Here is a 26,236-nt window from a genome sequence, read left to right as displayed (position 1 = left end):
TTTGCTGCCATGAAGATCAATGCCTTCGCTGACGTGAGCCTGCGGGCACTCATGGTGCTCGCAGCGGTTCCGGACGGCACGCTGCTCACCACCCAGAGCATCGCGGACTCGGTGGGGACACCGTACAACCACGTGAGCAAGGCCATGGCCAGGCTGCGGACCATGGGCCTGATCGAGGTAGTGCGCGGCCGGTCCGGCGGTTCGCGGCTCAGCCATGCGGGACGCATCGCCACGGTAGGCCAGATCCTGCGGCAGCTTGATAGCCGCACAGATCCCGCGGACTGCGTGTCTCCCGCCGGCAACTGCCCCCTGATCAACGAGTGCAGGCTGCGTGGCGCCCTGGCCCGTGCGCGGGAAGCTTTTTACGCCGAGCTTGATTCCGTGGTGATCGGGGACCTTCCCCAGGCCCGGCAGATGGCGCCGGTCTTCCAAATGATCGGCCTCCGCCCGGGCCTCTGAGTGCCCGTATCCGGTTGCCCGCTCCCGGTTTGATTTCAAACTTCTACAAGGTGTAGAACTGAGGCAGAAATACTCGCATTTGAAATATGAGTTTTCATCCGGCCGGACGAAGGCCCCGGCCATAACCTCAGGAGTACAGATGCTCTCGGACAAGTCCCGCCCCGTCATTGAGGCCACCCTGCCGCTGGTCGGCTCCAGGATCGGATCCATCACCCCCAACTTCTACGCCCGCCTTTTCGCGGCGCACCCCGAATTGATGGATGGACTGTTCAGCCGCTCCAACCAGCGCTCCGGCAACCAGCAGCAGGCCCTGGCCGGGAGCATCGCCGCTTTCGCCACCCACCTGGTGAACAACCCGGGCACCCTGCCGGAGACGGTCCTTTCCCGCATCGCCCACCGCCACGCCTCCCTTGGCATCACCGAGCCGCAGTACCAGGTGGTCTACGAGCACCTGTTCGGCGCCATCGCCGAGGACCTGGCCGAGGTCATCACGCCCGAGATCGCCGAGGCCTGGACCGAGGTGTACTGGCTGATGGCCGATGCCCTGATCAAGCTCGAGAAGGGCCTTTACGCAGCCCAGGCCAATGACAAGATGTGGATGCCGTGGCGCGTGGCGGCCAAGACCCCCGCAGGAACCGGGTCCATGACCTTCACCCTGGAGCCCGCGGATGACACCCCCGTCACCCCGGCCCTTCCCGGACAGTACATCAGCGTCAAGGTTGCCGTTGCGGACGGCCTGCGCCAGGTCCGCCAGTACTCCCTTTCCGGCGATGCGGGCACCAGCCGCACCTTCACCACCAAGCTGGACGACGGCGGCGAGGTCTCCCCCGTGCTGCACAACACTGTCCAGGTGGGCGACGTCGTCGAGATCTCCAACCCCTACGGCGAGATCACACTCAAGGAGGGCGACGGCCCCGTGGTCCTGGCCTCCGCCGGCATCGGCTGCACCCCCACCGCCTCCATCCTCCGTTCCCTCGCGGAGTCGGGCTCCGACCGCCAGGTCCTGGTGCTCCATGCCGAAAGCACCCTGGACAGCTGGGCCCTGCGCAGCCAGATGACGGACGACGTCGAACGCCTCGACGGTGCCGAACTGCAGCTCTGGCTGGAGAAGCCGGTGGACGGCGCCAAGCAGGGATTCATGACGCTGCGGGAAGTGGACCTCCCGGCCGACGCCTCCCTGTACCTCTGTGGCCCGCTGCCGTTCATGAAGAACATCCGCAACGAGGCCATCAACGCCGGGATCCCCGCGACCCGGATCCACTACGAGGTCTTCGGCCCGGACATCTGGCTCGCCAGCTGATTTCCGCCGCACTTCGTGAACGACGACGGCCCCGCACCTTTTCGAAAAGGTGCGGGGCCGTCGTCGCATGGAAGGTGGGCGGCTGCTAGTGCTTGGCCATCCGCTCCTTGAGGGAATCAAGCTCGGAGCGCAGGGCCTCAGGCAGCGAGTCGCCGAACTTCGCGTACCACTCCTCGATGGAGGCAAGCTCCGTGTCCCACTCCCCGCGGTCAACGCGGACGGCGTCCTCCACGTGGGCGTGGGTCAGGTCCAGGCCGGTGAGGTCCAGCGAGTGCCCGGCAGGAACGTATCCAATCGGGGTCTCCACGGCGTCGGCCTTGCCCTCTAGGCGCTCGATGGCCCACTTGAGGACGCGGGCGTTGTCGCCGAAGCCAGGCCAGGCAAAGTCACCGTCGGCGGTGCGGCGGAACCAGTTCACCAGGAAGATGTGCGGCAGGCGTTCGGGGTTGGCCTTTCCGGAGACGCTGATCCAGTGCTTCAGGTAGTCGCCGGCGTCGTAGCCGATGAAGGGCAGCATGGCCATCGGGTCGCGGCGGAGCACGCCGACCTGCCCGGCGGCAGCGGCCGTCGTCTCGGAGGAAAGGGTGGAGCCCATGAAGATGCCGTTGGTCCAGCTGCGCGCCTGAGTGACCAGCGGAACGGTGGTCTTGCGGCGTCCGCCGAAGAGGATGGCTGACAGCTCCACGCCTTCGGGGCTGTAGTACTCCTCAGCCAGCATGTCGATCTGCGAGATCGGGGTGCAGAACCGGGAGTTCGGGTGTGCGGTAAGCTTGTCCGAGTCCGGCGTCCAGGAGTTGCCCTCCCAGTCGGTCAGGTGCGCGGGCACTTCGTCCGTCATGCCCTCCCACCAGACACCGCCGTCGTCGGTCAATGCCACGTTGGTGAAGATGCTGTGGCCCTTGGCAATGGCGCGCATGGCGTTGGGGTTGGTGCCCCAGCCGGTGCCGGGGGCCACGCCGAAGAGGCCTGCTTCCGGGTTGGTGGCGCGGAGTTCGCCTTCCTTGCCGATTCGCATCCAGGTGATGTCATCGCCCAGGGTCTCAACTTCCCAGCCTTCGATGGTGGGGTCGAGCAGGGCAAGGTTGGTCTTGCCGCAGGCCGAGGGGAAGGCTGCGGACATGTAGTACGACTTCTTCTCCGGCGAGGTGAGCTTGAGGATGAGCATGTGCTCCGCCAGCCAGCCTTCGTCGCGCGCCATGACCGAGGCGATGCGCAGGGCGTAGCACTTCTTTCCGAGCAGGGCGTTGCCGCCGTAGCCGGAGCCAAAGGACCAGATGGACCGCTCTTCGGGGAAGTGGACAATCCACTTGTCCGGGTTGCAGGGCCATGCCACGTCTTCCTGGCCCGGCGCCAGGGGGGCACCCAGGGAGTGCAGGGCCGGAACGAAGAAGGCGTTGGTCGCGGTGATCTTGTCCAGCACTGCGGTGCCGATGTTGGCCATGATGCGCATGGACGCAACGACATAGGCGCTGTCCGTGATTTCGACGCCGAACTTGGGGTCCTCGGCGTCGAGGTGCCCCATGACGAACGGGATGACGTACATGGTGCGGCCGCGCATGGAACCGGCGAACAGGCCGCGCAGCTTGTCCTTCATCTCCCGCGGGTCCATCCAGTTGTTGGTGAAGCCGGCGTCCCGCTCGTTTTCGGAGCAGATGAAGGTCTGCTCCTCAACGCGGGCTACGTCGGCAGGGTCGGAGAACGCGGCGAAGGAATTCGGAAACAGGTCCTGGTTGAGCCTGGTCAGGGTGCCGGCAGCAACAAGCTCGTCCGTGAGGCGGGTGTTTTCCTCCTCGGAGCCGTCAACCCAGTAGATGCGGTCCGGCTGCGTAAGCTCAGCAACCTCTTCGACCCATGCCAGCAGGCCGGCATGTGTGGTGGGTGCTTTCTCAAGCAGCGGCTTCTGCGCCAGATCGCCCATTGCAGTTCCCTTCCTCGGGTTCATCGGTGTGTCCTAAATGCTATGGTCCGGACCAGTGGAGTTTTTGGGGAGCTTGACTGACATATCCGGTCACCGAAAGTGAATTCCGCGGGAAATCAAGGAATTGTTGCCGCAGAAACGCCGATTAAGTGACAAAGGTCACCTAGACCGGTCTAGTCGTACAGATTACAGCCGCTTCGATTTGGCATCAGGCTCCGCCTCGCGTAAAGTAATTCGAGGTTCGGGGAGAGCGGTTCTTCTCCCGGGACACGGAATGCGCCCATAGCTCAGCTGGATAGAGCGTCTGTCTACGGAACAGAAGGTCAGGGGTTCGAATCCCTTTGGGCGCACCAACAAGGTCCGCACCGGTTCGCCGGTGCGGACCTTTTTTGTGCTGTCAGGCCGGCCGTCCCCGGCTAGGCTTTGGTCATGAATCCCGAGGCCGTTCGGCACGAATTTGATGTTGTTGTTATCGGCGCAGGCGCCGTAGGGGAAAACGTGGCCGACCGCGTGGTCCAGGGCGGCCTGACGGCCGTGCTCGTGGAAGCGGAACTGGTGGGCGGCGAATGCTCCTACTGGGCGTGCATGCCATCGAAGGCACTCCTCCGGCCCGGTACTGCGCTCCATGGGGCACAGACCACCCCCGGCGCCAAGGAGGCGGTCACCCGAACCCTGGATGCCGCCGCCGTCCTGGAGCGCCGCAACTACTTCACCTCCAACTGGCAGGATGACAGCCAGGTTTCGTGGGTCAAGGACACCGGCATCGAACTGGTGCGCGGGCACGCATGGCTGACCGGGCCCAAGGCCGTCGAGGTGGCCGGCCTGGACGGCACGCAGCACCTGCTGCGGGCGCGGCATGCCGTGGTCCTTGCCACGGGCTCCACTCCCAATATGCCGCCCATTGATGGACTGCAGGATGTGCAAGTCTGGGGAACGCGCGAAGCAACGTCGGCCAGCGAGGTCCCCGACCGGCTGACGGTCTTGGGCGGGGGTGTGGCCGGAGCAGAGCTGGCCCAGGCCTTCGCCCGGCTTGGTTCAAGCGTTACCCTGGTGGCGCGCAGCGCGCTGCTGGGCACTTTTCCGGAAGAGGCCGCGGCGCTGGTCGCCGCGGGACTGAGGGCGGACGGCGTCGAACTCCGGCTGCACACCGCCACGGAGCGGATCAGCGGGAACGACGACGGAACCCTCACCGTAAGCCTCGGCGACGGAACCACCGTCACCTCGGACAAGGTCCTGGTCTCCACTGGCCGCCACCCGGCACTGGAGGGCCTGGGCCTGGAAAGCGTGGGTTTCGAGCCCGATGAATCAGGCCACCTGTCCCTGTCAACGGACGCCTCGGGCCTGGTCCGCGAAGCACCGGGCGACGATCCCTGGCTCTACGCCGTGGGTGACGCCGCCGGCAAGAACCTCTTCACCCACCAGGGCAAATACGAGGCCCGCGCCACGGGCGACGCCATTGCCGCCCGGGCCAGGGGTGAGCTGAAGGGAACCCCGGACGACTGGAGCCGCTACGCCCAGACGGCCAACCAGCATGCCGTGCCCAGTGTGGTCTTCACGGACCCCGAGCTGGCCGGCGTGGGACGCACCCTGAAGGCGGCCAGGAAGGACGGATACAACGCCTCGTCCGTGGAGCTGCCCATCCAGGTTGCCGGATCCTCCCTCCACTCCGAGAACTACGACGGCTGGGCACAACTGGTGGTTGACGAAGACAGGAAGGTTCTGCTCGGCGCAACGTTCGCCGGCCCGGATGTGGCCGAGCTGCTGCACGCCGCCACCATTGCGGTGGTGGGTGAGGTGCCGCTGGACCGCCTTTGGCACGCAGTCCCTTCCTACCCCACCATCAGTGAGGTGTGGCTCCGCCTCTTGGAAAAGTACGGGCTCTGAGTTCTATTTGAACTGACCAGTCAGTTCGGTTAGCCTTGATGCAGACTTCTTCTGCGAAAGGCAATCCTTGCTCTCAGCACATCAGCTCCAGGCCAAAGGACGCCGGGACCCGCTGCTTCCCCCCACCTCCCTGGGGGTGGCGCGCGGCGAACTGCTGCTCGTGACCGGCGACAGGCAGGACCAACGAACCGCGTTGTCCCTGCTGCTCAGTGGCAGGATGAGGGCAGCCGCCGGACAGCTCAGCTGGGACGGCGGTTCCCGCACCAAACAGCTCCGCCTCGCCGCTGCCCTGGTGGACTCCCCGGGTGTCAACGAACCCGAGGAGCACCTCAGCGTCCGCGACCTGGTGACCGAGGACCTTGCCCTGATACCCCGCCGTTACCGGGGAGCGTTGCTCAGCGGCCCCTGGCTCAAGGTCAACCGCTTCGAGGACATCGCGGGCCTGTGGACGGAGCAGCTGGAACCCGGGCGGCGGCTTGAACTGCTGACCGCGCTGGCGCTGGCCAACCCCCGCACGGACCTGCTGGTGGTTGACTCGCCGGACCGCCACAGCGCCGATGAACTCACCTGGCTGCCGCGCCTCCAGGAGTTGGCGTACGACGCCTGCCGGCCGCTCGCCGTCGTGGCGGCAGTCAGTGCCGTCCCCGCCTCATGGAACGGCCCGGTGGCCGGGATCGGCAATGCCGCACCCGAGCCTGCCTCCGCCACCCCCGCCGCCAAACACACCGCGGAGGCCGTGCTGGAACCGGAAGACCAGGAAACCAAACTCGAAACTGAGGTTGCCAAGTGACTGTCCTGCGGCTGGCCCGCTCCGAACTGAAGCGCATGACCGGTGGGCTCCTGCCCAAGCTGACCATCCTGGCGCTGACCATGGTCCCGTTGCTCTACGGCGCCGTCTACCTGTACGCCAACTGGGATCCCTATGGCCACCTCAACAACCTGGATGCTGCCCTGGTGGTGGAGGACTCCGGCGCCACCAACGCCGACGGTACGCGCCTTGAGGCCGGGACAAAGGTGGCGGACAGCCTGGTGGAGGGCAACGTGTTCCACTGGGTTCCGGTGGAAAGCTCGGCGGAAGCCGATGCCGGCGTCAGCAGCGGCCAGTACGCCTTCGCGCTGAAGATCCCGAAGGACTTCTCCGCCAACCTGGTCTCCCCCGGCAGCTTTGACTCAGCCAGCCAGGCCATGCTGAACGTGACCACGAACGATGCCAACAACTACCTCCTGAGCACCATCGTGGACAAGCTGACCACTGCCGTGCACACCACGGTGGCCAAGGAAGTGGGCGAGGAAACCGCCAACCAGCTGCTCACCGGGTTCGGCACCATCCACTCCAAGATGGTGCAGGCGGCGGACGGCGCTTCCCAGCTGGCCGACGGCGTAGCCACGCTCCGGGACGGAACGGTCACCCTCCACGAGGGGACCTCAGCCCTGAGCAGCGGCGCGGACCAGTTGTACGCCGGCCAGCTGAAGCTGCGCGACGGCGCCAATGAGCTGACCGACGGCGCGGGGCAGCTCAGCAGCGGCCTGGCAGTCCTCAAGGACAAGACAGCCACCCTGCCCACCGATACCCAGACCCTTGCTTCCGGCGCTGCCCAGGTTGCCGCCGGGAACGCACAGCTGAACACCAAGGTGCAGGACGTGGCGGCCCAACTGGAGGCGGTGGACCAGGGCCTCCGCAACCGCGTGGTGGAGTCCAACAGCAGGCTCGTCGCGTCAGGCGTCCTCACCCAGGAGCAGGCGGACAAAGTGCTGGCCGATTTCGATGCCACCGCCGCGGCCAGCCCGATGGCAGCTGCCAAGGGCAAAATCCAGGCGGATGCTGCCCAGGTCCAGCAGCTGGCCAACGGATCCGAGGCCGTGAGTGTCGGCGCAGCCCAGCTCGCAGCCGGGATGCCGGAACTCAAGGGTGCCATCGCACAGGCCTCGGCAGGGGCTGACCAGCTGCACACGGGTGCCGCCGCGCTCGCAGCCGGTGAGCAGTCCGCCGTCGACGGCGCCGCCGGCCTTGCCGACGGAGCGCGGAAGGTTGACGCCGGGGCCGCCCAGCTCTCGGACGGCGCGGGACAGGCCGCCACAGGTTCACGCACCCTCTCCGATGAGATCGGCAAGGGCGCCGGACAGGTCCCCAACCCTGACGACGCGCAGAAGAGCAACCTGTCCCAGGTGATGGCGGATCCCGTGGCGGTCAGCAACGTCTCGCAGGCCAAGGCCGGATCGTACGGCGCAGGGCTGGCACCGTTCTTCCTCACGCTCGCCATGTGGATCGGCATCTTCATGCTGGTCCAGGCCATGCGCCCCATTACGCAACGGGCACTGGCCTCCAACGCGCCGTCATGGAAGATCGCCCTGGGCGGCTGGCTGCCCTTCTTCCTGGTCTCGGTGGTGCAGGCGTCCCTGCTGACCCTGGTGGCGGACCTCGCGCTGGGGCTCAATCCCGCCCACCCGGTCCTGATGTGGCTGCTGATGCTGGCCGCTGCCATGGCATTCAGCGCTCTCATCCAGGGCATCGTGGCGCTGCTGGGGTCCCCCGGCAAGCTGGTGGTGCTCATCCTGCTGGTCCTGCAGCTGGTGTCATCCGGGGGCACGTTCCCTTGGCAAACCACCCCCGAGCCGCTGCATGTGGTGCACCAGGTCCTGCCCATGGGATACGTGGTGACTGGAATGCGGCACCTGGTCTACGGCGGGGACCTGTCCATGATTGCCCCCACCTTCGTGGGCCTGCTGGGCTACACGGTGCTGGGCGCGGCCATGTCCACGCTCGCGGTGCGGAAGAACAAGTACTGGACGCTCAAGACCCTGAAGCCGGAGATCGCGGTATGACCACCGAACCCACGTCCGCGGGCAAGGGGCTGCGGCCCGCACGGACCAACGCCACCCGCCAGAAGCTCTTCGACGCCTCCATGGAGCTGATCGGGGAGCGCGGGGCCGCCAGTGTCACCGTGGATGAGATCGCGGCAGCCGCCGGGGTTTCCAAGGGCACCGTCTATTACAACTTCGGCAGCAAGTCGGAGCTCATCGCGCAGCTCCTGCGGCACGGCGTGGACATCCTCAAGGCACGGCTGCTCGAGGCCGCCAACGGCGGAGCAACGGGCCGCGACCCGTTGCTCGCCATGGAAGCGATGATCGGCCAGGCCATGGACTTCATGGCGGAGTACCCGTCCTTCGCGCGTCTGTGGGTCAGCGAAAACTGGCGGATTCCCAGCGAATGGCAGGGTACGTTTTCCGTCCTGCGCGGGGAGCTCCTGGAAGTCATCGGCCAGGCCGTGGAGAAGGTGGCTGAGGCTTACCCGGTGGACAATTCCGTGTCGAGGGGAAGCCTGGAAACGGCGATCTTCGGTGCGTGCTTTGTGGTGGGCCTGGACCGGCAGACGTACAACCCCGAGCGCACCCGGGACCAAAGCGTTGCAGCAATCATGGCCATCATGCGCGGCTACGTCCTGAAGGGGCCAGCTCCTCAGGGATGATGGAGCACATGCGCCATACGGGGAAAAGCGGAAAGTTCGCGGTGATCTGCGGCGTCGTTGCTGCAGGACTGCTGGTGCTCACGGCCATGACCCTCGCAGAGCCGGTGTTCCTCGCGTTCCTGGGCGTCCTGGGGCTGGCCTACCTGGCCGCTGTCGCCGAGGTCCTGGTGAGGCGGCGGCGCTTTGCCCTGTTTGCGACCGGCGCCGGGACCGCGCTTGCCCTTGGCTTTTCGCTGGCGTTCCTCAGCACATGGGAGCTGGCGTTCGACGGCCAGTCCTCCTTCCTGGGAACCCCGCTGCCCACCGACGACCCCGACAACTACTTCATCGGCGCTGCGGGCGCCCTGGCGGCCACGTTCGGGGTCCTCTTCCTGGGTGCCCTGTGGCCGGGGAAGAGACGGACGACGGCGGCGCGCAGGCCGGCACCACGGCAGGCGGCACAACGCGCGTCATCACAGCGGACTGGCCCGGCTACGGCACGCAGCCAGCAGGCGGCCCCATCCCGCGCTGCTGGCCGCACGTCCGGCGGCCAGGCATCCCCCGTTCAGCGAACGTCGGCTCCCCGAACCCCCGCCCGGGGGACGTCCTCCGCAGCCCGGCGTCCGTCGTCGTCCGCCCCGCCTTCGCCCAGGCCGGCACCCAGGTCCGGCAACGGCCCGCTCCCCCGCCGCTGACGCCGCCCGCGTGCCCGGGTGAGCACCGCCGTCGCCACGCCGCCCAACAGGAGCATTCCGCCCGCCAGCTCCGTCGGCGACGGCACCTCCGCGAGGACCAGCCACGCAGCGCTCATTCCCACTACCGGGACCAGCAGGGTGAACGGAACAACGGCCGACGACGGGTGGGTGGCCAGGAGCCGGTTCCAGATTCCGTAGCCCACCAGTGAGGCGAAAACGGCGGTGTACAGGGCACTGAGCATGGTGGGTGCCTGAAGAGAGGACAGTGACTGCCAGACGGTTTCCGGCCCGTCCACCAGCACCGACAGCGCTGCCAGCGGAAGCGGAACCACGGCACCGGACCACACCACCAGCCCCAGGCCCGAGGCTGCCCTGGCTTTCCGGGCAATGACGTTCCCGGCGGCCCAGGACAGCGCCGCGGCCAGGACGATGACCAGCGGCAGCAGCGGCGCCACGGCGCTGCGTCCCACCGCCACGAGGGCGAGTCCGGCCACGCCGAGCGCCACCCCCGCCAGCTGGCGCCGGCTGGGCCGCTCACCGAGGAACGCCGCGGCGAGCAGGACGGTCAGCAGCACCTGCGCCTGCAGGACCAGGGATGCGAGGCCGGCCGGCATGCCCAGCGCCATGGCCAGGTAAAGGAGGCCGAACTGGCCGGCACTCATGAACAGTCCGACGCCAATGATGGCCTTCCAGGACACCGCGGGCTTCCGCACAAAGAAGATCCACGGGACGACCACCAGGACAAAGCGCATGGCCACGAACAGCAGCGGGGGGAAGTTTTGGCCGCCGGCGTGGAGCCCAATGTCGATGGCCACGAAGTTCAGGCCCCACAGCAGGGCCACGACGACGGCAAGAAGGGAATCGCGGAGGTTCACGCTCCTACTGTGGCAGAGCACCGGATGAAGCACCAGCGTCTAATTCAGCAACCAATCATGTACCTTTGCTTCATGATTGATATCGGGTCGCTGCGCGCCCTCGCGGCCATTGAGCAGCATGGCACAGTCATTGCCGCCGCAGAGGCGATGGGGTTCAGCCCGTCGGCTGTTTCCCAGCAGGTGAAGAAGCTGGAGAAGGAGGGCGGCTTCGCGGTCCTGGAGCGCCGCGGCCGCGGCGTCCTGCTGACCGAGCGCGGGCTGGCCCTGGCAGCTTACGGCCGGCGCATCCTGGCCGAGCTCGAGGAGCTTGAGTCCACGCTCCTGGCGGATCCGGCCAAGCCCACGGGCAGCCTCCGCGTGGTTTCTTTCTCCACTGCCGTCAGGGGGCTGGTGGGCCCACTGCTGGCGCGGATCGGGCAGTCGGGGGCCGCACTTGATCTTTCCGTGCTGGCCGAGGACCCACGCGAGGCCGTGGCCCGGGTTGCCAACGGCGAGGCGGACCTGGGCCTGGTGCACAACTGGAACTCGGTGCCGCTGGTGATCCCGGAGCACCTGACGCTGGAGTGGCTCTGCGAGGACGTGGCGGACGTCCTGGTGCACAACAGTCATCCGCTCGCGCACCAGGCGGAGGTGGAGCCGGCACAGCTGGTGGACGAACGCTGGATCAGTACGCCCGACGGCGCCATCTGCAACGAAGCGCTCCTGCGGATTTTCGCCGATCTTGGGCGGGTCCCGGACATCAGGGTTTACGACCCCGATTTTGCGACGCACATTGCGTTGGTGGAGCAGGCGGTGGCCGTTGCGCTGGTGCCCCGCCTGGGGCGGCCGGCACTGCCTCCGGACGTGGTGGCCGTTCCCGTAGTCAACCCCATCCAGGCCCGGCAGGTGGGGCTGGTCCATCGCAGGACCATGACGGCCAGCCCTGGCATCAGGCACGTGGCGGCGCTGCTGCGCGGGATTGCCGGCAGTGGAGCTGCAGCTAGTGGGCCCGGGGAACCGCGAACCGGGTAATCCGGGCGTCCTGGCCGTCGAGTTCCGCCCACGGCTTCTCCGTCTCCAGGACGGTGAGCGCATTGGTGGGGAAACGGGTGGCGGCGTCCATGTAGGCGTCGTGGTCGGAATCCCGCGAGGCGAGGTGCATGGCCAGGTCCTGTACGCCCGGCAGGTGCGCGATCAGCATCAGCGTGGTCACGGTGTCCGGCAAGTGGTTGACCACTGTCAGCATCCGTAGGGCCGAGGCCGCGTACAGGCCGTCTTCGAGTTTGGGCGTGGGGGCTTTGTCGCCGAGTTCAGAGCACACCCAGGTGCACGTTTGCCGGGTGCGCAGGGCACTGGAGCACAGAATGAAGTCCGGGACGATGTTGTTCTTGAGCAGCCAGCGCCCGGCCAGCGGCGCTTCCCGGTGTCCGCGTTCCTCCAGCGGCCGCTCGTGGTCAGCCACGCCGCCGGGCCAGTCAGCCTTGGCATGGCGCATGATCACAAGGCGTCGAACGTGGTGCGAACTCATGGCCCAAGCCTAGCTGGCGGGAACATTCAGAAGCAGCGTCACGCAGGGCACGCTTTCAAGAACCGACAAGGGGACAAGGCCCGTGAACTCAGGGGACAGCCACAGGCAAGAGCCCTAAAACGTGCCCACAGTGACGCACGGACCAAGCAGCCCGACAGGAGCAGGTCGCCTTCGCGCGAAAGAGAGTTAGATCGAGTACTCCGGAGCGGCCCAGACAACAACCTCAGGGTGCTCGTAGAACCGGTAGCCCTGGCCACGTACGGTGCGGACCGTGTTGGCGAGGCGGCCGAGCTTGGAGCGGAGGCGGCGGATGTGGACGTCGATGGTGCGCTCGTTGGGCACTTCTTCGGCGTTGCGCCACAGCCCCTCGAGGAGCTCGTCACGGCCCACGGTACGGGTGCCGTTTTCGACGAGGTAGTTGAGGAGCTCAAATTCCTTGAACGTGAGGTTCAGGGATTCACCGTCGAGGTGGACTTCGCGGCGGGCAAGGTCAATCAGCACACCGGAGGGACGCGGTTCCTGCGGCTGGGCAGGGCGCGGGGTTTCGGTGCGCTGGCGGGAGTTGACCGTGGGGTCGCCAAAGGTGGAGCGGACGACGTCGAGCGCGGAACCGGGGGTGCCGGCCGGCGCGACCGCCACGGCAGCGTAGCTTTCGGCACCGGAGACGAGCGACTGGGCGTAGGCGCGGATTTCCTGCGCGAGTTTGGCGATGGAGGTGCCGGCCGCCGCCGCGGTCTCCTCATCGATGCCCATGTAGAGGACGAACCCGCGGGCAACGTTGTCGTTGGCTACCGGGCGGACCTGGTTTGCACCGGGCACCACTGGGGTAGGGGCAGTAACGGGAGCGGACTCGGCGGGATGCACGGCGCGAAGCTGACCGTAGGAATTCGGGTTGTAACCCTGCGGGGCGAAGCCCTGGGCAGGGAAGCTGCTTCCGGATGCGGAGGGAGCAAGCGAAGGACGCGGGCCGAAGCCGGGGCGAAGGCCGGTGGCCTGGCCGGCCTTGGCGGCGTTACGGACAGAGATGTGGACGTATCCGGATGCAACTGACATGAATGCTTACCTCAATGTGAAATGGACGGCTCCGCGGCTCGAATGCTGGTTTCCCCGTCACGCGGACCGGGGAGGGACGCCCGACGCTGGGCTTGGGGGCGAATGCCTAAGAACTTCGGTGGGTGGGAAGGTCAGGCGTGCATTCGACAACAGCGCATGTCGGCAGCAGCGGATGTGCTGGGCCAATATTCTGCGGCTGCAGGTGCTGTTGAGTTCTTGTTCACATTGGAAGTGTGCCGCGTAACAATGCCAACTTGCAAGTAACAATGGACCGAATCGTCCGCATCGTGAGACAAATCCAGGAATTGTGCTGCATGTCACTATTTCGGAAGCGGGGATGATTTGGGACGCTCGAATCGGCAAAAGGCCAAAATTCGGCCCTCTGCAGAATAATCTTCGCCAATTTGCCGGATTACCGAATGTGTCCGAAATTCAACCGTTTGACGTGGAATCGGCCCCCGACCTCTGCGGCGTGTCCAACCGGCGTCCTGCCCCCAGCAGATTTTTTTGCCCGCGAACGCCGCTGAGCCGGAGGCAGGACGGTCCAACCATCGTTTCAGGCCGCCTTCAGTTACTGCTGCTTCCCTGGTTGGGGGTGCTGGCAGTGGTGGCTGCAGCCAGCTGGATGGTCTCGGCAGTGTAGGTTTCCGAGTCCTTAAGGGCGGTCACCCGGACGCTGGCGCCGGAGGTCACATTGGAGAAGCTGAGGGTGGTGCCGGTGGAACCTCCGCCCCGCTGCCGCATCCCCTGCGTCACCTCGACGTCGGAGCCCACGGCGTAGGTCCGGGAAAACCCGTCCTCACTCTTGACGGTCATGGACGTGCCGGAGATCTCCGTGACGGTGCCTGCCTGCCCCGCCATGGTGACGTAGCCGGAGCCCTGGAGGACCACGTATTCGGAGTGGACGGCTGCGTTGAGCCCTGCCGACCCATTCCCCAGACCGCCAGGCCCGCCGTCCATTGACATGCCGCCGTCCATGCCACCTGCCATGCCGCCACCCATGCCGCTTTGGCCGTCCGGACCGGTGACGCCGCTCTGGCTCCCGGGGCCGAACTGGCCCATGGCACCCGCGCCCTGGCCATTGTTCGCTGAAGCCGTTCCGCTCCCGCTTCCGGCAGCATAGGCGCCGGCACCGGCTCCCGCGGCCACCACTACCGCAATGCCACCCACCAGGAGGCCTTTCTTCGCGGTCCAGTTCCCTTTCCCTGCCCGGGTCGAATCAGTGGGTGCGTATTGCTGGGGTGCGCCCCATCCCATGCCGGAGCCGGGCACCTGGCCCTGTGCCGTCGTCGTACCCCACCCTGCAGAAGGCGAACCGGGAACGGGGGCGCCCCAGCCCTGGGCAGGCTGCTCCTGCTGCGGCTGGTCCCGCGACGCCTGCTCCCGTCCTGCCGGCTCCTGGCCCGGGCCGGGATGGCCTGCCTGGGCATTCCATCCCTGCGCGGCACCGTCGCGGCCGGCACCATCTGCCGTGCCTTCCCACACCGGGGCCGGCTGGCCCTGTTGCTTTCGGCCTTCTGCGGACGGGTTCGCCTGACGGTTGTGGCCTGATGCCCCGGGGTAGGCGTTGTCGTGCTGTTCCATGGTTTTCTCCAAGAAGTCGTAGCTGTTGGTGGTGCTGTTGTCCCAACAGGCTGTGCCGCTTTGCTGTGCAGGGGCTGTGCGGCGGACCAAGCCTGCCTGTGACCTGCCAGGGCAACAGCCAGGCCGCCACCTCACGGGGGTCACAGGTGGCTAGGCTGGAGCTCACAGCCGGAACACAGCAACGTCAAAGCATCGGCAAACCGACAGATCGGAGAGTTGTCCCATGGCATCCCCGCACCCCATGACCAACAACCTTCCCCAGCTCACCCACCCGGACGGTTCCCCGATCCGCGCCCTGGTGGTGGATGACGAGCCCAGCCTGTCGGAACTGATGAGCATGGGCCTGCGCATGGCAGGCTGGTCCGTAGCCGTGGCCGGCGACGGGCCCACTGCCGTGAAGCTCGCCAAGGACTTCCACCCGGACGTCCTGGTGCTCGATGTCATGCTGCCAGGGTTCGACGGCGTGGAGCTGCTGGGCAGGATCCGCGCCTTCGCGCCGGAGGTGCCCGCGCTTTTCCTGACGGCCAAGGACGACGTCCAGGACCGCATCGCGGGGCTGGCCGCCGGCGGGGACGACTATGTCACCAAACCCTTCAGCATGGAGGAAGTCCTGCTCCGCCTGCACCGCCTGGTCCAGCGTTCCGGGGTGGCCGCCATGGACACCGCCGAGCTGGTGGTGGGCGACCTGGTGCTCAACGTGGACACCCGGGAAGTCACCCGTGCCGGGGACGACGTCCAGCTGACGGCCACACAGTTCGAACTCCTCCGCTACCTGATGGAAAACCCAAAACGCGTGGTCAGCAAAGCCCAGATCCTTGACCACGTGTGGGATTACGATTTCGGTGGCCAGGCAAACATCGTGGAACTGTACATCTCCTACCTGCGCAAGAAGATCGAAGCGAACCATCCGCCGATGATCCATACCGTGCGCGGCGCGGGCTACGTCATCAAGCCCGCAGACTAGCCGGGGAAACGCATGTCATCGCTTTCCGGTGTCCCCCGGCCTGCCGGCCGCTCCTGGTTCAACCCCTCAACCTGGCACCTCCGCACCCGCTTGATCCTGCTCTCCATGGCCCTCCTGGTGGCAATTTCCAGTGCGATCGGCGTGGTCAGCTATGCCTCCATGGATGTGGTCCTCACCAACCAGCTGGACGCCCAGCTGAAGCTGGCATCCCGCGGCCGGCCGCCGGAAGGCAACCCCTCCGGCCGTCCCGACCCCCTCGACGCACGCGGACAAAGCGTGGGAACGCTGAATGCAAGGGTGGTGGGCGGACAGGTCAGCCGGGAAGCCGGCTTCCTCTCCTCGGACGCCACCCGCACAGCCCTGACCGCACGGGACGCGGCCACCCTGCAGGCGCTCCCCCACGACGGCATGCCGGTGGACCGCGAGCTGTCCAACGGCGACTACCGGCTGATGGCAACCGAAACCCCGTACGGCGATGTGGTGATCACCGGCCTGCCACTGGCAACGAAACAAAGCACCGAGGCCTCGCTGGTCCTGACGATGGTGCTGGTTTCGCTGGGCGGCCTGGTCCTGATCGGGTTGGTAAGCACTGCCCTGATCCGCCGGACCATGCGGCCGCTGGAACAGTTGTCCGACGTCGCCACCAAAGTGTCCAAGCTCCCCCTGGACGCCGGTGAGGTTGCGCTCGCTGTCCGGGTGCCGCCCTCTGCGGCGCATCCCACCACCGAGGTGGGCAGCGTGGGCCACGCCCTGAACCTGATGCTGGACAACGTCTCCAGTGCGCTGGAGGCACGCCAGCGGAGCGAGACGAAGGTGCGCCAGTTTGTTGCCGACGCGTCCCATGAACTTCGAACACCGCTGACCGCCATCCGCGGGTACACCGAGCTGATGCGCATGACTGAACCCTTGACCGAGGACGGCCAGAAGTCGCTGGGCCGTGTTCAAAGCCAGTCGGAGCGCATGACAGCGCTGGTGGAGGACCTGTTGCTGCTGGCACGGCTGGACGAGGGCAAGGCAACCGAAGCCACCGACGTGGACCTGACCCAACTGGTGGTGGAAACCGTCAGCGACGAAAAGGTCATGGCCCCGGACCACACGTGGCAGCTGCAGTTGCCCGACGAACCGGTCACGGTCCGCGGGGACACCACCCAGCTCCACCAGGTGCTGGCCAACCTGCTCTCCAACGCCCGGAAGCACACCCCGGTAAGCACAACCGTGACCACCGGCGTGATGCGCTCGGCCGACGGCAGCGTGGTGGTTACGGTTACCGACGACGGGCCCGGCATCCCGGCCGAATTCCAGGGCAGCATTTTCTCGCGCTTCACCCGGGCCGACGCTGCCCGTTCCGGCTCGGAAGGCTCCGGCTCCGAGGGTTCTTCGGGCCTCGGGCTATCCATCGTCGAATCGATTGTCATGGCCCACGGCGGCACCGTGGAACTGGTATCACGGCCGGGCAGGACCGAGTTCGCGGTCCGCCTTCCGGCGGCCGGACCCGCCCAGCCCTGAAGCGCCACGACTTACACAGCCGCGTCACAGGTTGTGCCTAAAGCCTTCAAATCAGGCGGCGCCACTCTTGATGCATGACGCTCACCGACCACACTTCAGGAACCCTGCAGGACGCCGCGGTGGCGCCGCCGGGCCTTCCCTCCCCGGGACGTGCCGTACGGCGCGCCCCCGTGGACACGCGCACCGCAGTCCCCGTCCTTGATGTCACCATCCCCGCCTTCAACGAGGAGCGCGACCTTGAGGAATGCCTCCGTAGGCTCCACGGACACCTGCGCGACACCTTCCCGCACAGCTTCCGGATCACCGTGGCAGACAACGCAAGCACGGACGGCACGCTGAAGATCGCCGAACGGCTGGCCCGCGAGTTCCCGGAGGTCGCCGTGGTCCACCTCGATGAGAAGGGCCGCGGGAACGCGCTGCGCAAGGTATGGCTCGCGTCCCCGTCGCCGGTCCTGGCCTACATGGACGTGGACCTTTCCACCGACCTGGCAGCCCTGCCCCCGTTGCTGGCACCCCTGATTTCCGGGCACTCCGACCTCGCAATCGGCACCCGGCTGACCCGCAACTCCCGGGTTGTCCGCGGACCCAAGCGGGAGTTCATCTCGCGCAGCTACAACCTGATGCTCCACTCGCTGATGGCTGCCCGGTTCAGTGACGCCCAGTGCGGATTCAAAGCAATCCGTGCCGACGTCGCGCAGCAGATCCTCCCCTACACCGTTGACAATTCCTGGTTCTTCGACACCGAGCTCCTGGTCCTGGCTGAGCGCTGCGGCCTGCGCGTCCACGAAGTTCCCGTGGACTGGGTCGACGATCCCGACTCCAGCGTGGACGTGGTCCGCACAGCGCTGGCCGACGTCCGTGGAATGGCCCGGCTCACGCGGGACCTGGTCTACGGGCGCATCCCGGTTCCGGAACTGCGCGCCGCCCTTGCCAGGGGCCCGCTCCCGGCGTCGTCCCGGGCTGGCGAACAGACCCGCGGCAGCAGCCTGTTCGGCCAGCTGGTCCGGTTCGCCGCCATCGGCGCCGCCTCAACGCTGGCCTACCTGCTGATCTTCCTGTTCTGCCGGGGCTTCATGGATCCGCAGCTGGCCAACTTCCTTGCCCTGCTGGTCACGGCCGTGGCCAATACCGGGGCCAACCGGCGCTTCACGTTCGGGATCCAGGGCGGAAACCCGGTCCGGCATCATTTTGAGGGGCTGATCGTGTTCGGCATCGGCCTGGTGCTCACCTCCGGGGCGCTCGCCCTGGTCCACCGGACCACGACGCCCGACCGGTGGATGGAAGTCCTCACCGTGGTGGCGGCGAACCTGGCTGCCACGGCAGTGCGGTTCCTGCTGTTCCGGCTCTGGGTCTTCCGGGGAGCCGGCACCAACAAGACAACCCACGCCACCACCTCCACAGAAACGGGTGCACCATGACCTCCACCATCTCACCGGCAGGCACCGGCTCAACTGCCACACCGCGGCCCGCAAACGCCGGCGGCCCGGCCTCTGCCGCGGGAGCTTCACAACCCGCCACGCGCTGGGCGCGCTTCGCCTTCGGCAGCCAGCCGCGCTGGGTGCGCCCCTCGGCCGCCGCGCTCCTGGTGGCCACGGCGGTCCTGTACCTGTGGAACCTTGCCGCCACCGGCTACGGGAACTCGTTCTACGCCGCGGCCATCCAGGCGGGCACCAAGGACTGGACCGCGTTCCTCTTCGGATCGCTCGACGCCGGAAACGCCATCACGGTTGACAAGCCCCCGGCGGCACTGTGGATTCCAGCCCTGGCGGGCCGCATTTTCGGATTCTCGTCCCTCAGCATGCTGGTGCCCGAGGCACTCATGGGCGTGGCCGCCGTCGGCGTCCTCTGCCTGGCGGTCAAGAGGGTCTCAGGACCGGCCGCAGGCCTGCTGGCGGGCGCCGCGCTCGCGCTGACGCCCGTGGCTGCGCTCATGTTCAAGTTCAACAACCCCGACGCCATGCTCACCCTGTGCCTGGTGCTGGCGGCATACTTCACCATCCGGGCCACCGAACGGGCGGGCTGGAAGTGGCTTGTTGCGGCTGGAGCCGTGATCGGCCTGGCTTTCCTCACCAAGATGCTGCAGGGCTTCCTGGTCGTTCCGGCGCTGGGACTGGCCTACCTGTGGGCCGCTCCCACCTCGATCGGTCGCCGGCTGGCGCACCTCATGGGCGCACTGGGAGGCATCATCGTGGTGGTAAGCAGCTACATCGCCCTATTCCAGCTGACACCGGCTTCGGCCCGGCCGTACATGACCGGCTCCACCACCAACAGCTTCCTGGAGCTGACCTTCGGCTACAACGGCCTGGCCCGCATCACCGGCTCGGGTGAAGGCATGCCCGGCGGCGGAGCGGGCGGTGCGGCCGGCGGTCCCGGCGGCGGTTTCGGCGGCGGCAACAGCGGATTCGGCGGGGCTGCTGGCCTGCTGCGCATGTTCGGGACGAGCTTTGGCGGCGAAGTGTCATGGCTGCTGCCCGCCGCCCTCGTCCTGCTGGCTGCCGGCCTCTGGTTCACCCGGCGGGAAGCCCGCACTTCGATGGGCCGCGCGTCGCTGATCCTGTGGGGCGGCTGGCTCCTGGTCACCGCGGGTGTGTTCAGTTTCATGAGCGGCATTGTCCACCCGTACTACTCTGTGGCGCTGGCACCGGCGATCGCGGCATTGGTGGGAACCGGCGCGGTGGAGCTCTGGCGCGGCCGGGCCTCCTGACCGGCCAGGATTGTCCTGGCCGCAACCGTCCTGGGCACCTCCATCTGGTCGGCGGTCCTCCTGGGCCGCGACGCGTCCTGGCTCCCCTGGCTGCGCATCGTCGTCATCGTCCTTGGCGTCCTTGCAGCCGCGGGCCTCCTGCTCCGCGTTGACGGCCTTGGCACGGCCGGACGGTTCCGGCGCGCGGGCGCTGCCGCCGTCGTCGTCGTATCCCTCCTGGCCGGAGGAGTCGGGGCGGGTGCCTGGACCGTCGCCACCGCGGCGTCCGCGCATTCGGGTTCCATTCCGACGTCGGGGCCCGCAGGTTCGGCGGCAGGCGGCTTTGGGAACCGGGCAGCTGGTTTCCGCGGCGACCGCACCGGCGGCACGGACACCGCCACCGGAACCGACAGTTTAGACCCCACTAACGGGTTTGACCCCGCAAACGGAATGGGCGGCGCAGCCGACGGGGCCGGTGGTCCCGGCGGAGCGGGCGGGCCCGGCGAGGGAACGGCCGATGCCGCAGTGACCGCGTTGCTCTCCTCCACTACCACGAAGTGGTCCGCGATGGTCTCCGGCGCCAGCCAGGCAGCCAGCCTGGAACTTGCCACGAACACCAACGTCATCGCGCTCGGCGGCTGGAACGGCGGGGATCCGTACCCCACGCTCGCCCAGTTCCAGGACATGGTATCCAAGGGTGAGATCGGATATTACATCCAGGGCGGCGGAATGGGTGGCGGCATGGGCGGCCGGGGCGGCAACTCGGAGGTGGCCGCCTGGGTGCAGGCCAACTTCCAGGCCCAGACCGTGGGCAATTCCACTGTCTACGACCTGACCAAGTAGCCCGCCATGGCCAGCCACTATCCCAGCTCCATGCCTTCAAGCCCAACAACCGGGTTCACGCGCCCCCTCCTGCCCCGTGTGTCGGGAGGGGGCGGGGCCACCACGGCCCAAGGGACCCGGCCCGCCAGCCGGCATCGGGATCCCCTGGCCCGCCGGCGGCACCTGGAACTGGCAGCGCTGCTGGCGGGCGCGGCGGTTCTGTACCTCTGGAACCTCGGGGCGTCCGGCTGGGCCAACGCCTTCTACTCCGCTGCCGCCCAGGCCGGCTCACAGGACTGGACTGCCTGGTTCTTCGGTTCCTCTGACGCCGCCAACTCCATCACCGTGGACAAGCCGCCGGCCTCCCTGTGGGTCATGGGGTTGTCGGTCCGGCTCTTTGGGCTGAACCCGTGGAGCATCCTGGTTCCGCAAGCGCTGATGGGCGTTGCCGCCGTCTGGCTGCTCTACCTGTCCGTGCGCCGGACCGCGGCGCACGCCACCGGAGATGCCACCACCGCCCACCGGGCGGGTTTGCTGGGGGCCGCGGTGTTGGCCCTCACCCCGGTTGCCACACTGATGTTCCGGTTCAACAACCCGGATGCCCTGCTGGTGCTGCTCATGACGGCGGCCGCGTACGCGGTACTCCGCGCGGTCCAGGAGGACCGGCTGCGCTGGCTCCTGCTGGCCGGGGTGTTCCTGGGCTTTGGGTTCCTGGCCAAGCAGCTGCAGGTCCTGCTGGTGGTTCCCGGTTTTGCCGTGGCCTACACGGTTGCGGGGCCGGGCAGGCTGGGCCGGCGCGTGCTGCGGCTGGCCGCGGCGGGGGCGGCGATGGTGGTTTCCGCGGGCTGGTGGCTCGTGGCCGTGCAGCTGACGCCGGCCAACATGCGGCCCTACATTGGCGGTTCGCAGGACAACTCGATCCTGGAGCTGACCCTTGGCTACAACGGACTGGGCCGGCTGACTGGCGACGAAACGGGCAGCGTGGGTGGCGGCAACGGCTGGGGCGTTCCCGGCCTGTTCCGGATGTTCAACAACGAGTTCGGTGGCCAGATCGCCTGGCTGCTGCCCTCCGCCGTGATCCTTGCGGCCGGCCTGCTGTGGGTCGGCCGGCGGGCACCGCGGAGGGATCCGGTGCGGGCGTCCGTGCTGGTCTGGGGCTCCTGGGTGCTGGTGACCGGCCTGGTGTTCAGCTTCATGGCAGGCATCATCCACCCCTACTACGCGGTGGCGCTGGCGCCGGGCATCGCCGGGCTGACCGGCCTGGGTGCAGTTCTGCTGTGGCAACGCAGGCAGCAGGCGGCCGCCGCAATCGGGCTCGCGGCCGCAGTGGCCGCGGCAGCCCTGACGGCGTTCTTCCTGCTGGGCACCACCTCGGCCTACGGTCCGTGGCTGCGGTGGGTGGTCCTTGCAGGCGGGCTGGCCGGGGCAGCAGGCGCGGGCTTCAGCCAGTTCCTGGGCATGCGTTCGGTGCAGCGGACGACGGCGGCGCTGGCCATCGCTGCATCGCTCGCCGGGCCGCTGGCCTTCTCCATCTCCACCGCGTCCACAGCGCACAGTGGGGCAATTGTCAGTGCCGGCCCCATTTCCGGATTCGGCGCAGGGCCAGGTGCCCCCGCCGGCGTCCGGAACAGCCGGAACGGCTCCGGCGCGAACAGCACTGGCGGTACAGGTATTGCGGGGCAGGGCAACACAAACCCGGGCAGTACGGCACAGGGCAATACGGGGCAGGGCTTCCGGCAGCCGAATGCCCAGGGCGGCACGGGCTTCGCCGGCGGCCGCGGGGGTGGCGCGGGCGGCCTCCTGGGTGCGCCCACGCCGTCGGCTGATCTGGTCGCCGCGCTCAAGAGCAGCGCCTCGAGTTACACCTGGGCCGCGGCCGTGGTGGGCTCCAACAACGCCGCAGGTTACCAACTGGCAACGGAGCTGCCGGTCATGGCGGTGGGCGGCTTCAACGGTACCGACCCCTCCCCCACGTTGGCGCAGTTCCAGGACCTGGTAGCCCGGGGAGAGATCCATTACTTCATCGGCGGCGGAGCCATGCGCTCCAACAGCGGTTCCGACGCTGCCACCCGGATCGCGGAGTGGGTGGCAGCCAATTTCACGTCGCAGAGCATTGGCGGCACTACGGTTTACGAACTTACCGGCCACTGACGAGGACGCCCCGTCCCGGGCTGCATGATGGCTTGGCACGCGAGTGCCGGGGCTGCATGATGGCTTGGCACGCGAGTGCCGGGGCTGCATGGTGCCCGGCACGGCAGGTACCCACCCGGCGGGACTGCATGATGCCCGCCCGGGCAGGTCCCCACCCGGATACTCCCCGTCGCAGCCGGGCAACCCGACGCGCTGCCGCCCGTGACTTCCGTTACCTAAATGTGACTTTCACTTGATCTTCCTGTACCGTCGATTGGGTGCGGTCCCCGTTCGGGCCGCATATCCCGGGTTGACGCCAAGCTCTGCCGCTTCCCCGGATTTCCGATTGAGCAACGGCAGAGGCGGGGGACCCACCGTCCCGGGCAATGAATGCCCTTGGGGTTAAGCCAGTACGTGATTTTTCCGTACGGCCGGATGCCCTCATCCGAACCCGACAGCTAACTCCGCAGGTGTGAGAGGCGATCAATCATGTTCAAAAACACGGCAGAAGCACGCCTGCATGCCAAGGCTAAACATAAGGCCACGCAGCAGGCAAAGAAGACCACCCTGGGCCGCCGGGCCGGAATCCTCGCAGTATCCTGCGCGGTGCTGGTTGGGGTCGGCGCAGCCGGCCAGGCCACCAGCAGCATGGCCCCGGTGTCATCAACCCAGGCAACCCAGGCAGCGTCCGATGCCCAGATGAGCATCGAGAAGAGTGAGATCCGTTCCAACCCGGCGGCGAGCCCCGCTCCCGCTGCAATCGCAGTGGCACCACAGGCGGCGGAGCCCGCTCCCGCGGCCCCGGCACCCGCCGCTCCCGCGCCGGTCGCGCCGGCACCTGCACCTGCACCTGCACCCGAGCCCGCCCCGGCTCCGGAGCCGGCACCCGCCGTCGCAATCAACGACCCCGCCGGCGCCCAGGCCTACGCCGCCAGCCAGTTGGCCACGTACGGATGGGGTCCGGACCAGATGCAGTGCCTCCAAACGCTGTGGACCAAGGAATCGGACTGGACCACTACGGCCACCAATCCCAGCAGCGGTGCGTACGGAATCGTCCAGTCCCTCCCTGCTGAGAAGATGGCCAGCTCCGGCGCCGACTACCTCACCAATTACCGCACGCAGATCAACTGGGGCCTGAACTACATCAAGCTCAGCTATGCCTCCCCGTGCGGTGCGCTCAACTTCCACCTGGCGCACAACTGGTACTAGCCACCGCTCCCCTGCGGCTGCGCGCCGAAGGACCACCTTCCGCGGAGCCTCCCCTGCATTGACCGCGGCCGACGGCGCGTGCCGGCTCCCCGCCGTCGTACGCCTTGGGCAGGGCCACAGCAGGGAATTGCAGCGTCATCGACGGCCCGCATCCATAGGGATGCGGGCCGTGGTGCTCTAACCCAGAGTGCCTTAACCTCAGGGTGCTTCAGCTGAAGTGCCTCATGGTGCGGTGTTTGGGGCCGCGGTGCTTGGGGTTGCGTCCGTCCCAGCGTTCCGCCACGGGATGTATTGGACGGACCACTTGTTTCCGTCCGGATCGGCGAAGTAGACAAAGTGGCCCCACGGCAGCACCTCGATGTCACTGACGTCCACACCGTTGTTCCTCAGGTGGTCGTGCGCTGCCTGGATGTCGTCCACCACCATCTGTAGCGTGGTTCCCGTGCCGGGTGGGGCGTCCAGGAGCCCCTCGCCCATGCAGATGGAGCAGGCCGACCCGGGCGGGGTCAACTGCACAAAGCGGATGTCGTCCGAAGGCCGCTCGTCGTAGTCGGCGTTGAAGCCCACCTTGTTGACGTAGAAATCCTTGGCCCGGTCAACGTCGGACACGGGGACATAGACAAGTTCGAGTTTCCAGTCCATCCGCACAGGCTAGCGGCGGGGACGGCTTCAAAAAAGGGTGAAAACTACCCTGCGATGCCGTACAGGCGGTCGCCTGCATCGCCCAGGCCGGGAACAATGTAGGACTTCTCGTTGAGTTTCTCGTCGATGGAGGCCAGGACGATGTGCACGTTTGCGTCGCCCAGTTCCTCCTCCAGCTTGGCCAGGCCTTCGGGAGCGGCCAGCAGGCAGATGCAGGTGACGTCCGACGCGCCCCGCTTGAACAGGAACTTTATGGCCTCGCGCAACGTGCCGCCGGTGGCCAGCATGGGATCCAGGACGAACACCTGGCGGCCGGTCAGGTCCTCCGGCAGGCGCTCCGCGTAGGTGATGATGTCCAGCGTCTCCTCGTCCCGGGCCATGCCCAGGAAGCCCACCTCGGCGGTGGGAACCAGCTTGGTCATGCCCTCCAGCATGCCCAGCCCCGCGCGCAGGATGGGGACCACCAGCGGGGTGGGCTTGGTGAACGCCGTGCCGATGGTGGTGCTGACAGGCGTCTCGATGGTGACGGGCTCCGTGCGGACCTCCCGCGTGGCTTCGTAGGCCAGCAAGGTCACCAGCTCTTCCGTCAGCTGGCGGAAGACCGGCGACGGCGTGTTCTTGTCCCGCAGGACGGTGAGCTTGTGGGCGACCAGGGGGTGGTCAACAACGAGAGTACGCATCCCCCAAAACTATCATCCGGCGGTGTCCTTGTTGTGGCTGCCGCGGGCATGCTCCTTGCCGCCGTCGCCGTGGTGGTGCACTTCCTCGGCCACCACATCCCGGACGATCGGACGGTCGAACGACGGAGCCGCACCGGCGTGCTCCCGCCTGCGGACCAGGTGGAACAGCCTGTGCGCCAGGATCACCACGCCCACCCAGGTGAGGCCCAGCAGCCACCCGGCCATGACGTCCGTCAGCCAGTGGTGGCCAAGGAAGACGCGGCTCAGCCCCATGGCGATGATGAAGAGCGCGCCGGCCGTGATGGCGGTGACCCGTACCAGCATGGTGTTGAACTGGAGGCAGATGAGGTAGGCCACCAGGCTGATCACCACGGTGGTATTTAGGGTGTGGCCGCTTGGGAAGGACGGTGAATCCTCGTAAGGGGGCACCGCGTCCGCATGGTCCGGGCGGGTGCGGCCCACCAGTTTCTTGCCAAAGGTGGTGGCCATGATGGAGACCCCCGCCGCACCGCCGATCAGGACGAGCGGTCGCCAGTTCCGGCTGAGGAACGTCAGCCAGGCGGTGAGGATGCTGGCAAGGATGGGCATGCCGATGCCGCCGCCGATGTTGGTGAAGCCGGTAACGAACGCATCAAGTCCGGGGCTGCGCAGGCTCTCGGCCAGGGCCAGGGCCGGCTTGTCCAGGTTGGCCAGGCCGGCAGAATCCACCACGTTGTCGTACACCTCGGCGCCCAGCAATGCCAGGGACACGATGATGACGCCGCCCACAAGGATGGTGAGGACGAGCGCCGCGTAAGGTTTGAACCAGAGACCTAGCCGATCCCGAAGAGTGTCCATGGTGCCTCCCGGCATCCGTAAGTAACCTGAGTATCCCCGAAA

The 26,236-nt window shown here is 67.3% G+C and carries 22 protein-coding genes, 1 tRNA gene and 1 riboswitch; of the genes, 15 read left to right on the top strand and 8 right to left on the bottom strand.

The annotated features are described in order from the left end of the window. Positions 1-9 precede the first annotated feature (9 nt). Both NMQ03_RS03660 and NMQ03_RS03655 read left to right on the top strand, forming a co-directional pair. The gene (locus tag NMQ03_RS03660; RefSeq protein WP_255174428.1) at positions 10-459 is read left to right on the top strand and encodes an Rrf2 family transcriptional regulator; all 450 of its coding nucleotides are present in this window, start codon (positions 10-12) and stop codon (positions 457-459) included. Between the two features lie 139 nt (positions 460-598). Continuing rightward, positions 599-1,759 (top strand): globin domain-containing protein, encoded by a 1,161-nt coding sequence (locus NMQ03_RS03655; protein WP_255174427.1) that lies wholly within the window; start codon positions 599-601, stop codon positions 1,757-1,759. 85 nt (positions 1,760-1,844) lie between these two features. On the opposite strand, the gene NMQ03_RS03650 is transcribed toward NMQ03_RS03655, so the two are convergent. Beyond that, on the bottom strand, positions 1,845-3,677 hold the full coding sequence (locus NMQ03_RS03650; RefSeq protein WP_255174426.1) for a phosphoenolpyruvate carboxykinase (GTP): 1,833 nt from the start codon (positions 3,675-3,677) through the stop codon (positions 1,845-1,847). Between the two features lie 276 nt (positions 3,678-3,953). On the opposite strand from NMQ03_RS03650, the gene NMQ03_RS03645 reads away from it, so the two are divergent. From NMQ03_RS03645 to NMQ03_RS03625, 5 genes are all read left to right on the top strand, one after another. After that, positions 3,954-4,030, top strand: a tRNA-Arg gene (locus NMQ03_RS03645). A 76-nt stretch (positions 4,031-4,106) separates the two neighbouring features. Beyond that, complete coding sequence (locus NMQ03_RS03640; RefSeq protein WP_255174425.1) at positions 4,107-5,561, top strand: NAD(P)/FAD-dependent oxidoreductase; 1,455 nt, start codon at positions 4,107-4,109, stop codon at positions 5,559-5,561. Positions 5,562-5,628: 67 nt separating this feature from the next. Further along, entirely contained in the window at positions 5,629-6,351 is a 723-nt protein-coding gene (locus NMQ03_RS03635) for an ABC transporter ATP-binding protein (RefSeq protein WP_255174424.1), read from the top strand. Then, on the top strand, positions 6,348-8,384 hold the full coding sequence (locus NMQ03_RS03630) for a YhgE/Pip family protein (protein ID WP_255174423.1): 2,037 nt from the start codon (positions 6,348-6,350) through the stop codon (positions 8,382-8,384). The genes NMQ03_RS03635 and NMQ03_RS03630 overlap by 4 nt, the downstream gene beginning before the upstream one ends. Further along, positions 8,381-9,028: a TetR/AcrR family transcriptional regulator gene (locus NMQ03_RS03625; RefSeq protein WP_255174422.1), complete on the top strand. Its 648-nt coding sequence runs from the start codon at positions 8,381-8,383 to the stop codon at positions 9,026-9,028. Before NMQ03_RS03630 ends, NMQ03_RS03625 begins: the two co-directional genes overlap by 4 nt. 544 nt (positions 9,029-9,572) lie before the next feature. Here the strand turns inward: NMQ03_RS03625 and NMQ03_RS03620 are convergent. After that, positions 9,573-10,577: an EamA family transporter gene (locus NMQ03_RS03620; protein ID WP_255174421.1), complete on the bottom strand. Its 1,005-nt coding sequence runs from the start codon at positions 10,575-10,577 to the stop codon at positions 9,573-9,575. Between the two features lie 72 nt (positions 10,578-10,649). On the opposite strand from NMQ03_RS03620, the gene NMQ03_RS03615 reads away from it, so the two are divergent. After that, the gene (locus NMQ03_RS03615; protein WP_255174420.1) at positions 10,650-11,588 is read left to right on the top strand and encodes a LysR family transcriptional regulator; all 939 of its coding nucleotides are present in this window, start codon (positions 10,650-10,652) and stop codon (positions 11,586-11,588) included. Here the strand turns inward: NMQ03_RS03615 and NMQ03_RS03610 are convergent. The 3 genes from NMQ03_RS03610 to NMQ03_RS03600 all read right to left on the bottom strand — a co-directional run bounded on the left by NMQ03_RS03610 (position 11,557) and on the right by NMQ03_RS03600 (position 14,721). Further along, complete coding sequence (locus NMQ03_RS03610) at positions 11,557-12,084, bottom strand: histidine phosphatase family protein (RefSeq protein WP_255174419.1); 528 nt, start codon at positions 12,082-12,084, stop codon at positions 11,557-11,559. The two genes, NMQ03_RS03615 and NMQ03_RS03610, sit on opposite strands and share 32 nt — an antisense overlap. Before the next feature lie 186 nt (positions 12,085-12,270). Beyond that, positions 12,271-13,137 carry a winged helix-turn-helix domain-containing protein gene (locus NMQ03_RS03605; protein WP_159632957.1) on the bottom strand — a complete coding sequence of 289 codons (867 nt, stop codon included), beginning with the start codon at positions 13,135-13,137 and terminating at the stop codon, positions 12,271-12,273. Positions 13,138-13,704: 567 nt separating this feature from the next. After that, entirely contained in the window at positions 13,705-14,721 is a 1,017-nt protein-coding gene (locus tag NMQ03_RS03600; RefSeq protein WP_255174418.1) for a hypothetical protein, read from the bottom strand. Positions 14,722-14,944: 223 nt separating this feature from the next. Here NMQ03_RS03600 and NMQ03_RS03595 point away from each other — a divergent pair, with 223 nt between their 5' ends. The 7 genes from NMQ03_RS03595 (at position 14,945) to NMQ03_RS03570 (ending at position 24,035) form a co-directional block, all read left to right on the top strand. Beyond that, positions 14,945-15,685, top strand: a complete 741-nt coding sequence (locus tag NMQ03_RS03595) for a response regulator transcription factor (protein WP_255174417.1) — start codon at positions 14,945-14,947, stop codon at positions 15,683-15,685. A 12-nt stretch (positions 15,686-15,697) separates the two neighbouring features. Beyond that, positions 15,698-17,191: a HAMP domain-containing sensor histidine kinase gene (locus tag NMQ03_RS03590; protein ID WP_255174416.1), complete on the top strand. Its 1,494-nt coding sequence runs from the start codon at positions 15,698-15,700 to the stop codon at positions 17,189-17,191. Between the two features lie 74 nt (positions 17,192-17,265). After that, complete coding sequence (locus tag NMQ03_RS03585) at positions 17,266-18,609, top strand: bifunctional glycosyltransferase family 2/GtrA family protein (protein WP_255174415.1); 1,344 nt, start codon at positions 17,266-17,268, stop codon at positions 18,607-18,609. Continuing rightward, positions 18,606-19,895: a glycosyltransferase family 39 protein gene (locus NMQ03_RS21090; RefSeq protein WP_369693198.1), complete on the top strand. Its 1,290-nt coding sequence runs from the start codon at positions 18,606-18,608 to the stop codon at positions 19,893-19,895. The genes NMQ03_RS03585 and NMQ03_RS21090 overlap by 4 nt, the downstream gene beginning before the upstream one ends. Positions 19,896-20,324: 429 nt before the next feature. Beyond that, positions 20,325-20,717 carry a hypothetical protein gene (locus NMQ03_RS21085; RefSeq protein ID WP_369693197.1) on the top strand — a complete coding sequence of 131 codons (393 nt, stop codon included), beginning with the start codon at positions 20,325-20,327 and terminating at the stop codon, positions 20,715-20,717. A 6-nt stretch (positions 20,718-20,723) separates the two neighbouring features. Continuing rightward, positions 20,724-22,847, top strand: a complete 2,124-nt coding sequence (locus tag NMQ03_RS03575; RefSeq protein WP_255174414.1) for a glycosyltransferase family 39 protein — start codon at positions 20,724-20,726, stop codon at positions 22,845-22,847. A 301-nt stretch (positions 22,848-23,148) separates the two neighbouring features. Beyond that, positions 23,149-23,310: riboswitch (cyclic di-AMP (ydaO/yuaA leader) on the top strand. Positions 23,311-23,315: 5 nt separating this feature from the next. Next, positions 23,316-24,035: a hypothetical protein gene (locus NMQ03_RS03570; RefSeq protein WP_255174413.1), complete on the top strand. Its 720-nt coding sequence runs from the start codon at positions 23,316-23,318 to the stop codon at positions 24,033-24,035. A 222-nt stretch (positions 24,036-24,257) separates the two neighbouring features. Here NMQ03_RS03570 and NMQ03_RS03565 read toward each other — a convergent pair whose 3' ends face one another. From NMQ03_RS03565 to NMQ03_RS03555, 3 genes are read right to left on the bottom strand one after another with little or no spacing between them, the layout of a single operon-like run. Continuing rightward, positions 24,258-24,677 (bottom strand): glyoxalase superfamily protein, encoded by a 420-nt coding sequence (locus tag NMQ03_RS03565; protein WP_255174412.1) that lies wholly within the window; start codon positions 24,675-24,677, stop codon positions 24,258-24,260. 44 nt (positions 24,678-24,721) lie between these two features. Then, positions 24,722-25,357, bottom strand: coding sequence for a uracil phosphoribosyltransferase (upp, locus tag NMQ03_RS03560; protein WP_141158139.1), 636 nt, complete (start codon positions 25,355-25,357; stop codon positions 24,722-24,724). A 12-nt stretch (positions 25,358-25,369) separates the two neighbouring features. After that, positions 25,370-26,194 (bottom strand): phosphatase PAP2 family protein, encoded by an 825-nt coding sequence (locus NMQ03_RS03555; RefSeq protein ID WP_255174411.1) that lies wholly within the window; start codon positions 26,192-26,194, stop codon positions 25,370-25,372. Positions 26,195-26,236: the final 42 nt, after the last annotated feature.

The organism is Arthrobacter sp. DNA4 (genome assembly GCF_024362385.1).
Classification (GTDB): Bacteria; Actinomycetota; Actinomycetes; order Actinomycetales; family Micrococcaceae; genus Arthrobacter.
This window is presented reverse-complemented; position numbering and strand designations above follow the sequence as displayed.